At 31.5% G+C, this 13,814-nt stretch carries 13 protein-coding genes; 8 read left to right on the forward strand and 5 right to left on the reverse strand.

Features of this window, described 5'->3' with window-relative positions; genetic code table 11:
- The 3 genes from BTO06_RS15555 (at nucleotide 1) to BTO06_RS15565 (ending at nucleotide 3,625) form a co-directional block, all read left to right on the forward strand.
- Entirely contained in the window at nucleotides 1-783 is a 783-nt protein-coding gene (locus tag BTO06_RS15555; protein ID WP_100926183.1) for an enoyl-CoA hydratase/isomerase family protein, read from the forward strand.
- A 156-nt stretch (nucleotides 784-939) separates the two neighbouring features.
- A complete protein-coding gene (locus tag BTO06_RS15560; protein ID WP_100926184.1) occupies nucleotides 940-1,683 on the forward strand; it encodes a LytR/AlgR family response regulator transcription factor in 744 nt (247 codons plus the stop codon).
- Nucleotides 1,684-1,777: 94 nt separating this feature from the next.
- A complete protein-coding gene (locus tag BTO06_RS15565) occupies nucleotides 1,778-3,625 on the forward strand; it encodes a tetratricopeptide repeat-containing sensor histidine kinase (RefSeq protein WP_198517091.1) in 1,848 nt (615 codons plus the stop codon).
- On the opposite strand, the gene dinB is transcribed toward BTO06_RS15565, so the two are convergent.
- On the reverse strand, nucleotides 3,622-4,704 hold the full coding sequence (dinB, locus tag BTO06_RS15570) for a DNA polymerase IV (protein ID WP_100926186.1): 1,083 nt from the start codon (nucleotides 4,702-4,704) through the stop codon (nucleotides 3,622-3,624). The genes BTO06_RS15565 and dinB overlap by 4 nt on opposite strands.
- A gap of 40 nt (nucleotides 4,705-4,744) precedes the next feature.
- Nucleotides 4,745-5,794, reverse strand: a complete 1,050-nt coding sequence (gene trhO, locus BTO06_RS15575; RefSeq protein ID WP_100926187.1) for an oxygen-dependent tRNA uridine(34) hydroxylase TrhO — start codon at nucleotides 5,792-5,794, stop codon at nucleotides 4,745-4,747.
- A 194-nt stretch (nucleotides 5,795-5,988) separates the two neighbouring features.
- Between trhO and BTO06_RS15580 the strand changes: the two genes are divergently transcribed.
- Together BTO06_RS15580 and BTO06_RS15585 are read left to right on the forward strand one after the other, a co-directional pair.
- Nucleotides 5,989-6,999, forward strand: a complete 1,011-nt coding sequence (locus tag BTO06_RS15580) for an aspartate-semialdehyde dehydrogenase (RefSeq protein WP_100926816.1) — start codon at nucleotides 5,989-5,991, stop codon at nucleotides 6,997-6,999.
- 58 nt (nucleotides 7,000-7,057) lie between these two features.
- Nucleotides 7,058-7,714 carry an HD domain-containing protein gene (locus BTO06_RS15585; protein ID WP_100926188.1) on the forward strand — a complete coding sequence of 219 codons (657 nt, stop codon included), beginning with the start codon at nucleotides 7,058-7,060 and terminating at the stop codon, nucleotides 7,712-7,714.
- A gap of 183 nt (nucleotides 7,715-7,897) precedes the next feature.
- On the opposite strand, the gene rpmA is transcribed toward BTO06_RS15585, so the two are convergent.
- The gene (rpmA, locus tag BTO06_RS15590) at nucleotides 7,898-8,158 is read right to left on the reverse strand and encodes a 50S ribosomal protein L27 (protein WP_100926189.1); all 261 of its coding nucleotides are present in this window, start codon (nucleotides 8,156-8,158) and stop codon (nucleotides 7,898-7,900) included.
- Nucleotides 8,159-8,185: 27 nt separating this feature from the next.
- On the reverse strand, nucleotides 8,186-8,692 hold the full coding sequence (rplU, locus tag BTO06_RS15595) for a 50S ribosomal protein L21 (RefSeq protein WP_100926190.1): 507 nt from the start codon (nucleotides 8,690-8,692) through the stop codon (nucleotides 8,186-8,188).
- Between the two features lie 234 nt (nucleotides 8,693-8,926).
- Between rplU and BTO06_RS15600 the strand changes: the two genes are divergently transcribed.
- Nucleotides 8,927-10,240, forward strand: coding sequence for a M16 family metallopeptidase (locus tag BTO06_RS15600; RefSeq protein WP_100926191.1), 1,314 nt, complete (start codon nucleotides 8,927-8,929; stop codon nucleotides 10,238-10,240).
- 31 nt (nucleotides 10,241-10,271) lie between these two features.
- Nucleotides 10,272-12,320, forward strand: coding sequence for a M16 family metallopeptidase (locus tag BTO06_RS15605; RefSeq protein ID WP_100926192.1), 2,049 nt, complete (start codon nucleotides 10,272-10,274; stop codon nucleotides 12,318-12,320).
- Between the two features lie 51 nt (nucleotides 12,321-12,371).
- On the opposite strand, the gene BTO06_RS15610 is transcribed toward BTO06_RS15605, so the two are convergent.
- Nucleotides 12,372-13,244, reverse strand: a complete 873-nt coding sequence (locus tag BTO06_RS15610) for a DMT family transporter (protein ID WP_100926193.1) — start codon at nucleotides 13,242-13,244, stop codon at nucleotides 12,372-12,374.
- A 90-nt stretch (nucleotides 13,245-13,334) separates the two neighbouring features.
- Here BTO06_RS15610 and BTO06_RS15615 point away from each other — a divergent pair, with 90 nt between their 5' ends.
- Complete coding sequence (locus BTO06_RS15615; RefSeq protein WP_100926194.1) at nucleotides 13,335-13,787, forward strand: cation transporter; 453 nt, start codon at nucleotides 13,335-13,337, stop codon at nucleotides 13,785-13,787.
- Nucleotides 13,788-13,814: the final 27 nt, after the last annotated feature.

The following is a 13,814-nucleotide window of genomic DNA, read 5'->3' on the forward strand; positions in this document are numbered from 1 at the left end:
ATGAACTTTGAAAACATACTTGTTGTATTAGAAGATAATCTAGCAAAGGTTACTATTAACAGACCTAAAAAGCTAAATGCCTTAAATAAAAGTACCATTGAAGAATTACACAAAGCCTTTAAAAGTCTTGAAGAGAATGAGGATGTTAAAGTTATTTTATTAACCGGAAGTGGAGAAAAAGCTTTTGTTGCTGGTGCAGATATTTCTGAATTTGCTCATTTTTCAATAAATGAAGGAGGAAAGTTAGCCGCTAAAGGACAAGAATTATTATTCGATTTCATTGAAAACCTTTCTACTCCAGTTATCGCAATGGTGAACGGATTTGCCCTAGGTGGTGGGTTAGAGCTAGCAATGTCTTGCCACTTTAGAATTGCCTCAGATAATGCAAAAATGGGATTACCCGAAACTTCTTTAGGAGTAATTCCTGGTTACGGAGGAACTCAAAGATTACCTCAATTAATCGGTAAGGGAAAAGCCATGGAATTAATCATGACTGCTGGAATGATTTCTGCCGAGGAAGCTAAAAACTACAGATTAGTAAACTATGTAGTTCCACAAAATGAATTAGGTGAATTAGGTCAACAATTAGCGAGGAAAATAATCAAAAATTCATCCGTCGCTATTGGTAAAGCTATAAAAGCTGTAAATGATGGTTTTAAAGACGGAACAAACGGTTTTGAATCTGAAATTGAACAATTCGGTGCTTGTTTCGGAACAGAGGATTTTAAAGAAGGTACAACTGCTTTCTTGGAAAAGAGAAAAGCAAATTTTCCTAATAAATAAAAAAAGACTCACAGTTGTGAGTCTTTTTTGTTATTTCCTTATTTATTCTCCTTAATTATTGTCTTTCCCACTTAAAATTTCATAAAAAAACATCAAGAATGTACAAATGGTCGTTTTTTTTGTATAAATTGCAAAAAATATAGATTTCTTGTAATTATGCTTAAGGCGATAATAGTTGACGATGAAGATAAAGCTATTAAAAGCTTGTCTTGGGAGCTTTCTAACTTTAATGATGAAGTAGAAATTGTGAATACCTTTTCAAATCCAGAAAAGGCATTAAACTTCATAGATGAATCAACTATAGATTGTTTGTTTCTTGATATTGAAATGCCAACTATGGATGGTTTTCAATTTATAGAGAAACTACCTAGAAAAGATTTTGCCATTATCATTACAACGGCTTATAATGAATATGCCATTGAGGCCTTAAAAAAAGAAGCAATTGACTATTTATTAAAGCCTGTTGATACCGACGACTTAGAAAAATGTTTAAAAAAGGTCACAAAATTCAATCATAGAATTTCACAAGTCGATACAGATGAAAAATTTGAAAAAATTCTTTTCAATTTTAATCAAAGACTTTCAGAGAAAAAAATAATCATAAACGCAGATGGAAAATTAATCTTCCTAAAACCAGAAGAAATTGTCTGTGTAGAATCTGATGGGAATTATAGTTCAATACACACCACAGACTCAAAAAAAATTGTTGTAACTAAAAAACTCAAAGAGGTTAATGGATTGTTACCTGAGGATATGTTTTTTAGAATTCACAATTCCTATATAATCAACTTAAATAAAGTTAAAGAGTATTATAAAACAGATGGATATGTTATCCTAGAAATGAACCATAAGATTCCTGTTTCTAGACAGAAAAAAACAGAGTTCCTCGATAAATTTTAAAATGACTAAACGTAGTATTTTACTTTTTCTTTTCCTTTCCCCCTTAATCATCTTTTGCCAAGATAACAGGAATGCTTTTTCATCATCTGACTTAATGGAAAAGATTTTTAAAGAGAAAAATAAAAATTACTTCGAGGTCGATTCCATTCTTTCAACTTACAATAATAAAGAGTTTAGTGACAAAAACCGTAACTTAAGATTCTTAGAGTTAAGTTTAAAAAACGGTTATTTAATTGGTCAAATTGCAATACGTAATAACATTGGGAGAATATTACGACGTGAAGCAAACTATGATCAATCTATTAAGTATCATAAAAAAGCTTTAGAATTAGCCCAAAAAATAGGTCACCCAGAAGTTGAAGCTTTCACACTTAACTTATTAGGGTCTTGTTATCGTAGAGATGATGATGTACGCAATGCATTAAACTGTCATCAAACTGCGCTTACCATTTCCAAAAGAATAAAGGATAATACTTTAAACAATAAAAAGAATATTAGTATTTCCATTAATAGCATAGGAAATATTTACTTATCACTTCAGCAATATAATTTAGCTTTAAATGAATTTGAAAAGTCATTAGATATTTCAAAAGAACTGGACAATAAAATAGGAATAGCTATTAACTACGAAAATATAGGTTTTGCACAAGAAAATCTTCTATTGTTTGATGACGCTATCAAGAATTATGAAGAATCACTTAAAGTAAATGAAGAACTAAATTCTATTAGAGGAAAAATAATTTGCTACAATAACTTAAGTAGTGTTTATAGAAAAAAAGGCAGTTTCAGTAAGGCGTTACAATTCATAGAAGACATCTATCCAATTGCGGCAGAATACAATAGCAACTACTATTTAGCGAGAACTCTAAGTAATTACGGTGGCGCCTTATTAAAGAATAATAATCTTGATGAAGCGGAACTCAAACTAAAAGAAGCATTAAAAGTTGCAAAAAAATATAACATTAAAAAAAGTGAAATTATTAGCACAGGGTTTTTAGCCGACTTATACGAACAACAAGATAAATATGATTTAGCCCTTGAATACTATAAAAAATCAGTTAAAGTAGAAAAAAACGCTATCGGTAAGAAAAACATTTCTTACGTTAATAACTTAATTTCTAAACACGACTTACAATCAAAGATTAATGAGATTGCATATTTAGAAACACAATCTGAAATTGAATCTTTACAATTTTATCGAAACAGAAATATTTTAATTATCACATTAATTACCATCGCCTTATTAAGTATAGCTCTTTATTCTATTTATCGCCAGCGCTTATTAAACAATGACCGTAAAATATTACTTCTTGAGCAACAAGCATTACAGACACAAATGAACCCTCATTTTATTTTTAATGCCTTAAACTCTATCAAACTTTACATAATCAACAACGAACAGAAGCAGGCTGTTTATTACCTGAATAAATTCTCTAAACTTATACGTAATATTCTTGATGTTTCAAAAATTAAGGAGGTCAGTTTAAAAGAAGAATTAGCTACAATGGATTTGTATATGAGTATCGAAAATATTCGTTTCTCAAATGAGATCAACTATCAAGTTGATATTAACCCTGATATGAATACAGATACTATTAAAGTTCCACCTCTTATCCTTCAACCATTCATAGAAAATGCTTTATGGCACGGACTTTCCTCTAAAAAAAGCGACAAACAAATAAAATTAACTGCTAATAAAGTTTCCGATACTGTTGTTGAAGTAAATATAATCGATAACGGAATTGGTAGAAATGCAGCTGCAAAAATCAAGGAAGGAAAATCATTAAAACGTAAGTCCGTTGGTATTGATTTAACTAAAGAAAGATTAAAAACTTTTTCCGAAGATTATGACGATGAGTTTTCACTAACATATCACGATTTAACGAATGAAAATGGTTCTCCGGCGGGAACCAAAGTTTCTTTAAAGTTTCCTATTGCTTAAAAATCGAAGCTTAACTGTATCCAAACTGGCTCTTTTTTCTCCGTATCTAAATTACTCAAAGAAATACCTAGTAGTCTCACAGAATTTTTTAATCGTTCTTGCATTAGTAAATCTTTAATTAACGGATAAAACTCTTCTTTTTTCTGCAAATAACTATCTACTGTTTTACTTCGAGTTTGTTGCGTAAAATCGCTATATTTAATCTTTAAAGTAACTGTTTTACCTTTAGTTTGAGTACGCGTCATTCTTCGTTCTAACTCTTCTGCAATAAACTCCAATTTCTTCAACATAAAAATCTCAGAAGATAAATTTTCATTGAATGTTCTTTCTGCTGCAATTGATTTTCGAACTCTATTTGGCTTTACCTCACTATTATGTATTCCTCGAACAATATGATAATAATGTTTCCCCGACTTTCCGAATAAGGAAACCAAATCTTCCAAAGATCGTTTCTTTAAATCAGCACCAGTGAAAATACCATGATTGTGCATTTTAGAAGCAGTCACTTTTCCTACACCATAAAACTTCCCAACAGATAGCTCTTCTAAAAAAGAGAGAACTTCATTCGGTTTAATAGTTTTCTGACCGTTAGGTTTATTAATATCCGAAGCTACTTTCGCGATAAACTTATTAATTGAAATACCAGCTGAAGCTCTTAACTGAAGCTCCTGCCAAATTCTATCTCTAATTTCTTGTGCAATTAAACTAGCAGATGGATTTCCGAACTTATTTTCGGTAACATCTAAATAAGCCTCATCAAGAGATAACGGTTCAACCAAATCAGTGTAATCATGAAATATCTCACGAATCTTAGTTGAAATCTCTTTGTACCGATCAAATCTTGGTTTTACAAAAATGATATGAGGACATTTCCTTTTAGCCAAAACGCCGCTCATTGCAGAACGAACCCCAAATTTTCTTGCTTCATAACTTGCTGCTGATACTACTCCCCGAATTTCACTTCCACCAACAGCAACAGGTTTTCCTCTCAAATCAGGATTATCCAATTGTTCAACAGACGCATAAAAAGCATCCATATCAATATGAATAATTTTACGAAAAGGAGGTTGTAAATCCATTCTATAAAATTATAAAAAGCGCTCGAATGAGCGCTCTTATTTATGCATTACATGTGTTCCCTTTTTGAAACTTTAACTTTTCAGATCGTCCTTTCTTGAAGATTTTATTACTTGCATGTTTACCTTTTCGCAAAGCTTTCTGCTCTTCATAAGGTAAATGAATTATTTCTTGACATTCTGCTGAACAAGTATTCTCCATTTTTTCAGCACATTCATCACATTGAATAAATAATAAATGACAACCTTCATTTGCACAATTTGTATGCGTATCACAAGGTTTCCCGCACTGATGACAATTAGAAACTACATCATCAGAGATTCTTTCAGCTCTTCTATGATCAAATACAAAATTCTTTCCAATAAATTTATTTTCAATTCCTTCCTCCTTAACCTGACGTGTATATTCAATAATTCCTCCTTCAAGTTGGAATACATTTTTAAATCCTTTATGCTTGTAGTAAGCTGACGCTTTTTCACAACGGATCCCTCCAGTACAGTACATTAAAAGATTCTTATCTTCCTTATGTTCTTTTAAATCCTCTTCGATAATATCTAAAGAATCTCTAAATGTATCAACATCAGGTGTTACAGCTCCTTTAAAATGACCTATTTCGCTTTCATAATGATTACGCATATCAACACAAACCGTATTTGGATTTGCTAGCATTTCATTGAACTCTTTAGCTGATAAGTGAACTCCTTTGTTTGTTACATCAAATGTATCATCATTTAAACCATCCGCAACGATTTTATTTCTCACTTTAATTTTAAGCTTAAGAAAAGACTTATTATTTTGCTCTACAGCGACATTCAAACGTATATCTTTAAGGAAAGAAATACTATCTAGTTGCTCTTTTAACGCTAAAAAATTATCAGCTGGAACAGAAATTTGAGCATTGATTCCTTCATAAGAAACATAGGTCCTTCCAAGAACATCAAGCGTGTTCCATTCAATAAATAATTTATCTCTAAAGATTTGTGGATTTTCTATCTTGTAGTATTGATAGAATGAAATAGTGAGACGATCTTTTCCCGCCTCATCAATTAATGTAGCGCGCTCTTCTGCGCTTAACTTGTTGTACAGTTGCATGCTATACCTTTTAAAGTTAATAATATAATGTAAGGTGCAAAGTTAAATTTTTAGTTTTTTAATTGCAAAACAACAATTTGTTAAAAATTAAACATTTTGTGAAATTTTCTATTTTAGAGATGGTTGCAAAACTTTTTTTCTTGAAATTTGTAATTCAAAATTTAATATTAACAAGTAAACAAGAATATTTTGTAATGAGAATAGCTGTAGTAGGAGCGACTGGAATGGTAGGTAAGGTAATGTTACAAGTATTAAAAGAGCGTAACTTTAAATATAGCGAACTGTACTTAGTAGCTTCTGAACGTTCGGTGGGTAAAAAAATTGATTTTGGCGGAAATACATATTCAGTAATTGGTTTACAAGATGCAGTTAATATAAAACCAGATATCGCTTTATTTTCAGCTGGAGGAAGTACTTCTTTAGAGTGGGCACCGAAATTTGCTGCAGTTGGAACTACTGTAATTGATAATTCATCTGCTTGGAGAATGAACCCTGACAATAAGTTAATTGTACCAGAAATTAATGCTGATAAATTAACTGAAAATGATAAAATTATTGCGAACCCAAACTGTTCCACTATTCAAATGGTTTTAGCACTAGCGCCTTTACATTCAAAATATAATATAAAGAGATTGGTTATCTCAACTTATCAATCAATTACAGGGACAGGGGTTAAAGCTGTAAAACAATTAGAGAATGAAGTAAATGGAGTTGATGGAGAAAAGGCATACCCTCATCCTATTCATAAAAATGCTTTACCCCATTGCGATGTTTTTGAGGAAGCAGGATACACTAAAGAAGAGCTAAAATTAACTCGTGAAACCCACAAAATACTTAATGACGCGAGTATTGGTATTACTGCAACTGCTGTAAGAATTCCTGTAGTTGGAGGGCATTCTGAATCTGTAAATATTGAGTTTGAAGATGATTTCGAATTATCAGAAGTAAGAACATTATTATCCGAAACCCCAGGTGTTGTGGTCCAGGACAATATTGAAAACAACGAATACCCAATGCCACTAAATGCTCATGGTAAAGATGAAGTTTTTGTCGGTCGTATTCGTAGGGATTTATCTCAACCGAATTCATTAAATTTATGGATTGTATCAGATAACCTTAGAAAAGGAGCTGCGACCAATGCAATTCAAATTGCGGAACATTTAGTATCAAAGAATTTAATTAAAAGTCCTACCTTATCAAGGTAAGGTATATTGTTTATAAATTGAAAATCCCGCTATGAAGTGGGATTTTTTATTTTTGCGTATGAACACATCTCAAATTATCCAAAACACAATTGACTTCGTAAAACAAACATTGAGAAATGCAGAAGGAGGTCATGACTATTTTCATATAGAAAGAGTATACAAAAATTCTTTGACTATTGCTGAAAACGAGAAAAGAGCTGACTTACTAATTGTTTCTTTAGGAGCGTTACTTCATGATATTGCTGATAGCAAATTTCATAACGGCGATGAAACTGTAGGCCCTAAAGTTGCTAGTAAATTTTTAATGTCGCAAAATGTTGACTCTAAAACTATTGAACATGTGAAAAATATAATTGAAAATATTTCTTTTAAAGGAGGGAATTTCAAGCAAGAATTTAAATCAATTGAACTGGATATTGTACAAGATGCTGACAGATTAGATGCTATTGGTGCCATTGGAATTGCTCGATGTTTCAATTATGGTGGGTTTAAAAATAGAGCTTTATACGACCCTGAAATAGAACCGAATTTAAATATGACTAAAGAGGAATATAAAAAGTCTGATGCACCAACAATCAATCACTTCTATGAAAAGTTACTTCTATTAAAAGATAAAATGAATACAGATACTGGGAGAAGGCTTGCAATTGAAAGACATAAGTTCATGGAGTTATTCTTAAATCAGTTTTTAAACGAATGGAATGCAAAAAATTAAACATTTTAACACAACACTTAACCTATGTTAAGTGAATGTCTCTAAAATGTTACTTTATTTGTAGTAATAAAATAAATCATCAAAATTTTAATAAAAATATACCCCTATTTTTAATAATCCCTTAAACAAAAAAACGCTCAATAATTAAATTGAGCGTTTTTTTATTTTCTATCAGCTAGTTTCTTATGCCTCGAATGGAACTATTGAAACGTATGATTTGTTATCTCTCTTTTTTCGGAACTGTACAACACCGTCAACTTTAGCGTGTAAAGTATGATCTTTACCCATGTATACATTCTCACCAGGATAATGTTGTGTTCCTCTTTGACGAACAATAATATTACCTGCGATTGCAGCTTGTCCTCCAAAAATTTTAACTCCTAATCGTTTCGATTCCGATTCACGACCGTTTTTCGAACTACCGACACCTTTTTTATGAGCCATCTTTTATAGTTTTTTAAAGGTTAATAATTAACTTAAAGCTTCTATTAATTCAGCTTTCTTTAAAGAAGTGTATCCTGTAATACCTCTTTCTTTAGCTAAAGCCTTTAATTCAGCAACTGTCATTGAACTTAAATCTTTAGATTCAGCTTTTGCTTCTACAGCCGGAGCTTCTTTCTTTGTTTCTGCTTTTTTCGGCTCTGCTTTCTTAGCAGCTTTTGTACCTGAAGCAGCGATGCTTTCGATCTGGATTTCACTTAAGTACTGACGGTGACCATTTTTCTTTTTGTAACCTTTTCTCCTTTTCTTCTTGAAAACGATTACTTTGTCTCCTTTTAAATGACCTAAGATCTTTGCAGTTACTCCTGCACCTTCTATAGCTGGGGCGCCAACAGTTACATTACCTTTATCTTCAATTAACATTACCTTATCAAAAGTCACTTTAGATCCTTCTGCCTCTGGTAAACGGTGAACGTAAACTTTTTGGTCTTTTGCTACTTTAAATTGCTGCCCTGCTATCTCTACGATTGCGTACATACTATTTGTTTTGCGTTTATACTTTAATTATATACAGCATTTTAACTAAAATGCGGGTGCAAATATACTGTTTTTTACTGAAAAACAAAGCCTTATAGTCAAAATAATTTGTGCGCTACTTGTATTCTTACTTTATACAAAACTTTATGACTTTTTTTATCTACAATTTCTGTAACAAATCAAAGGTATTAGCGACAAATTTTAAAATTATTAGAAATTTTCAAATCAAAACTGATGAAAAAAACCATTTTAACGCTTACTGCAGTTGCTGCTCTTTTTTCCGCAAGTGCACAACAGGTAGCTTTTGAAGAGTATGACTTAAATAATGGAATGCATGTTATTTTACATGAAGACAACTCTGCTCCGGTAGTAGTTACTTCGGTAATGTATCATGTAGGTGCTAAAGATGAACAACCGGACAGAACAGGAATGGCTCACTTTTTCGAGCATTTACTTTTTGAAGGTACAAAGAACATCAAAAAAGGAGATTGGTTTAAAATTGTTTCTTCAAATGGGGGTAGAAACAATGCCAATACTACTGATGACAGAACATATTACTACGAAATTTTTCCATCAAACAACTTAGAATTAGGTTTATGGATGGAATCTGAGCGTTTATTACACCCAATTATTAAACAAGATGGTGTAGACACGCAAAATGAAGTAGTGAAGGAAGAAAAACGATTACGTGTAGATAATCAACCTTATTCTCGCTTTTTAGAAAACGTAAAGAAAAATATTTTCAAAAAGCACCCATATAAAGGAACTACTATTGGAAAAATGGAACACTTAGATGCTGCAACTTTAGAAGAGTTTTTAGCATTCAACAAGAAGTTCTATACTCCTAATAATGCAACTTTAGTTGTTGCCGGAGACATCAATGTAAAAAAAGCTAAAAAATTAATCAAAGAGTACTTCGGAAGAATTCCAAGAGGAGAAGATATCGAAAGAAAATTCCCTAAGGAAGATCCAATTACTTCTCAAATGAATGCCAAAGCTTACGATCCAAACATTCAGATCCCTGCAATTATGCAAGCTTATAGAACTCCTTCAATGAAAACTAAGGATTCTAGGATTTTAGATATGATTTCTACACATTTAAGTACTGGTAAAAGTTCTGTATTATACAAGAAGCTTGTTGATACTAAAAAAATGGCTTTACAGGCCGGAGCTATTAATTTAAGCCAAGAAGATTACGGAACATATATTTTATTTGCTTTACCGTTAGGTAAAACATCGTTAGAAGACTTAAGCAAAGAAATGGATGCTGAAATCGTAAAACTCCAAAATGAATTAATTTCTGAAAGAGACTTCCAAAAATTACAAAACCAATTTGAGAACCGATTCGTAAACTCTAACTCAAGTGTTGAAGGAATTGCCAACTCTTTAGCACGTTATAACGTTCTATATGGAGATACTAATCTTATCAATACTGAAATTGACATTTACAGATCTATTACTAGAGAAGATATTAGAAATGTAGCAAAGAAATATTTAAATCCTAATCAAAGATTAGTGATGGAATATTTACCAGAACAGAAGAAATAATTTCAATATCTAAAAGAACGAAACAACAATCATGAAAACAAAAATATTATCATTCGTAGCAATTATAGTAATGACTTTTGCTGCAAGTGCACAAAGAGATTTAAACAAACAACCGAAACCCGGACCTGCTCCTAAAATTAAATTAGGAAAACCAGAAAAGTTTACACTTTCAAATGGTTTACAAGTAATTATGGTAGAAAACCATAAATTACCAAGAGCATCAGCAAACTTAACCATCGATAATAAGCCTATTTTTGAAGGAGACAAGGCAGGGTTATCAAGTATGATGGGAAGTTTATTAGGAAATGGAACTACAGCTATGTCTAAAGATGACTTCAATGAAAAAATTGACTATTTAGGTGCTAACGTTAATTTCTTCGAAAGTGGAGCATTTGCTTCTTCATTAAAAAAATATTTCCCTGAAATTTTAGCTTTAATGGCAGACGGAGTAAAAAATTCGGTATTCTCTCAAGAAGAATTTGATAAAGAAGTTGAAAGAACTTTAGATGGGTTAAAAAACAATGAAAAAAACGTGACTTCAATTGCTCGTAGAGTTGAAGATTACTTAACCTATGGAAGCAACCACCCATTCGGTGAGTTTACAACTCCTGAGAGTATTAAAAATATTTCTCTTGCTGATGTGAAAAACAATTATAACACATACTACAAGCCAAACAATGCTTACTTAGTTATCGTTGGTGACATCAACCCAAAGAAAACAAAAAAGTTAGTTAAGAAATTATTCGGAGACTGGAAAAAAGGAAACATTCCTGCTTACACAATGCCTCAAACTTCCAATCCATCTACAACAGAAATCAATTTTATTGATATGCCAAACGCTGTACAATCAGAAATTGCTGTTGTAAATAATGTTGATTTAACTTTAGGTGATAAAGAATACTATGCTGCATTATTAGCAAACAACATTTTAGGTGGTGGTGGAACTGCTCGTTTATTCATGAACTTAAGAGAAGATAAAGGTTATACTTATGGATCTTACTCTAGATTAAGTCAAAGTAGATATGCAGGAACATTTAGAGCTACAGCGAGTGTACGTAATATGGTAACTGATAGTGCTGTTGTTGAATTACAAAAAGAAATCAACAAAATTCGTTACCAAAAAGTTTCGGAAGAAGAATTAAAGAATGCAAAAGCTCAGTACGTAGGAAACTTCGTAATGGACGTTCAAAAACCAAGAACTGTAGCTAATTTCGCATTAAACATTGCTCGTTATAACTTATCTAACGACTTTTATGAAAACTACTTAGAAAACATCAATTCTGTAACTTTAGATGATGTTCAAAATGCAGCAATTAAGTATTTCAAAGGTGATAAAGCAAGAATCTTTATTACAGGTAAAGGAATTGAAGTTTTAGATAACTTAGAGAAAACTACTGATTACGCAATCAAGTATTTCGATAAAAAAGGTAATGCTACAACTAAGCCTAAAATGAGTTTACCAATTCCAGCAGGAGTAACAGCAACAAGTGTTGTAGACAAATACTTCGAAGCTATTGGAGGTAAAGATAAAGTGGAAGTAATAAAAACTGTAATGAGTGTATCTAACGCTAAAGTTCAAGGATTTGAACTTACTTTAACAAGTAAATCAGCTGCTCCTAACAAATCTTCTGTTGTTGTTTCAGGAATGGGACAAACATTTAGTAAGCAAGTTTTTGATGGAACCAAGGGTTATGCAGAAGCGCAAGGAAGAAGAAAAGATTTAGAAGGTAAAGATTTAGAGGAAGCTCAAGCTAGAAAATCTCCTTTTGAAGATGAAGCTTACAAAGCTGGAAAATTAGATAGAATTGAACCTGTTGACGGAAACAATGCTTATGTAATTAAGTATAATGATACAGAGATTTACTATGATATGAAATCTGGATTAAAAATTCAGTCCTTAAGAACAGTTAAAGGACCTCAAGGCGAAGTTAAAGTACCAACTACATTTGGAGATTATAAAGAGGTGAACGGAGTAAAATTCCCTCACAAAACAAATGTAAAACAAGGACCAATGGATTTAAACTTTGTCATTAAAGAAATTAAAGTTAACGAAGGTGTTACTGATGCAGATTTTCAATAATCAGAAGTAATACAAATACTAAGAGTCGGAACGAAAGTTTCGACTCTTTTTTTATTTCTTTTTATTCACCAAATAAACTCCAAATAATATAATAACCCCAGCTATTAACTGAATTACACTTAACTTCTCACCATCTAAAATTCCCCAAATTACAGCCACGATAGGAATCAAATAAGTTACTGAAGAAGAAAATATCGGAGAAGAAATTTGGATTAACTTATTAAACATGATTTTCGCAAACCCAGTTCCAATTACAGCTAAAATACATATGTAAAATAAAGCTGGTTCTGTTGTTTCATTCAATTCAAAAGAAGTAAAAAAACCGGTTGTTGCTAATACAATTAATGCAGGAATTATAATTAGAACAAAATTTCCTGTTGTAATTGCTAATGGTTCTAAGTCTTGTAAATACTTCTTAATAATATTCACATTAAATGCATATCCAATAGAAGAAATAATCGGAAATAAAGTAAACCAATAATTTTGATTAGGGTTTAAATCTGCTCCTTTCAAAATTAAAACTAATGTTCCCAATAAACCTACCAATATTCCAATAATTTGTTTCTTTTGAAATAAGAAACCAAAAACCAAAGTACCGACCAATAAAGTATTAAAAGGTGTTAAGGAATTCAATATAGAAGCAATAGAACTATCGATTTTCTCAACCGCAAACGCAAATAAAAAGGAAGGGAAAAGAGTTCCTAAAAGAGCACTGTAAAAAACATACTTCCATTGTTTTTTTTTAATCTTTTTTAAACTCTTAATACCAATTAACAAAAGAAAAAAAGCGGTTATTAATATTCTTAATGCTCCTACTTGTATTGGAGTTAATCCTAAAAGTGCTTTTTTCATTAAAATAAAAGAGCTTCCCCAAATTAAAGAAAGCAACACTAAATACACCCATTTATATTGAATCTTGTTCATCTCGTCGTTTAAAATGTAAAATTCGTCTATTTTAAAGACTTAAAAATCTTTTTTTAATAAATTTGTGAAATAATTAAATAGACGTAAATAATGAAATTATTAAAAGTAGTATTTGTCTTATTCTTAACAGCCTCTATTATTACAAGTTGTAAATCTGAAGCTGAAAAAGGAGAAACTAAAGAAACTAAAGTTGCGAAAGCTGAAATGCTATCTTTAAATGTATCAGGAATGTCTTGCGAGATAGGATGTGCTAAAACAATAGAATCTAAACTTGATAAGAAAGAAGGAGTTTTAGAGGCTAAAGTTGTTTTTGCTGATAGTTTGGCAACTATAAAATATGACGCAGAGAAAATAGATAAAGCTAGCTTAATTGCTTTTGTTGAGGGAGTTGGTGATGGTAACACATACAAAGCTTCAGAATCAAATAGTAAAGATGTTAAAAGTTGCTCTGATAGTAAAAAAGAGTGCTGTAAAGATGAAACTAATAAGCAAGCATGTGCGGAAGATTGCAAGAAAGATAATTGTGCTACTAAGAAAGCATAATTTAAATTCATTTTAAAGAAAAGCGCT

The sequence above is a fragment of the Tenacibaculum sp. SZ-18 genome (assembly GCF_002813915.1).
Classification (GTDB): Bacteria; Bacteroidota; Bacteroidia; order Flavobacteriales; family Flavobacteriaceae; genus Polaribacter.

Excerpts from the sequence above, each read along its gene's own strand:
- trhO (WP_100926187.1), bottom strand. The coding sequence starts at position 5,794 with ATGCAACTGTACAACAAGTTAAGCGCAGAAGAGCGCGCTACATTAATT.
- rpmA (WP_100926189.1), bottom strand. The coding sequence starts at position 8,158 with ATGGCTCATAAAAAAGGTGTCGGTAGTTCGAAAAACGGTCGTGAATCG.
- BTO06_RS15560 (WP_100926184.1), top strand. The coding sequence starts at position 940 with ATGCTTAAGGCGATAATAGTTGACGATGAAGATAAAGCTATTAAAAGC.
- BTO06_RS15605 (WP_100926192.1), top strand. The coding sequence starts at position 10,272 with ATGAAAACAAAAATATTATCATTCGTAGCAATTATAGTAATGACTTTT.
- BTO06_RS15585 (WP_100926188.1), top strand. The coding sequence starts at position 7,058 with ATGAACACATCTCAAATTATCCAAAACACAATTGACTTCGTAAAACAA.
- BTO06_RS15610 (WP_100926193.1), bottom strand. The coding sequence starts at position 13,244 with ATGAACAAGATTCAATATAAATGGGTGTATTTAGTGTTGCTTTCTTTA.
- BTO06_RS15565 (WP_198517091.1), top strand. The coding sequence starts at position 1,778 with ATGGAAAAGATTTTTAAAGAGAAAAATAAAAATTACTTCGAGGTCGAT.
- BTO06_RS15600 (WP_100926191.1), top strand. The coding sequence starts at position 8,927 with ATGAAAAAAACCATTTTAACGCTTACTGCAGTTGCTGCTCTTTTTTCC.
- BTO06_RS15555 (WP_100926183.1), top strand. The coding sequence starts at position 1 with ATGAACTTTGAAAACATACTTGTTGTATTAGAAGATAATCTAGCAAAG.
- BTO06_RS15580 (WP_100926816.1), top strand. The coding sequence starts at position 5,989 with ATGAGAATAGCTGTAGTAGGAGCGACTGGAATGGTAGGTAAGGTAATG.
- rplU (WP_100926190.1), bottom strand. The coding sequence starts at position 8,692 with ATGTACGCAATCGTAGAGATAGCAGGGCAGCAATTTAAAGTAGCAAAA.
- dinB (WP_100926186.1), bottom strand. The coding sequence starts at position 4,704 with ATGGATTTACAACCTCCTTTTCGTAAAATTATTCATATTGATATGGAT.
- BTO06_RS15615 (WP_100926194.1), top strand. The coding sequence starts at position 13,335 with ATGAAATTATTAAAAGTAGTATTTGTCTTATTCTTAACAGCCTCTATT.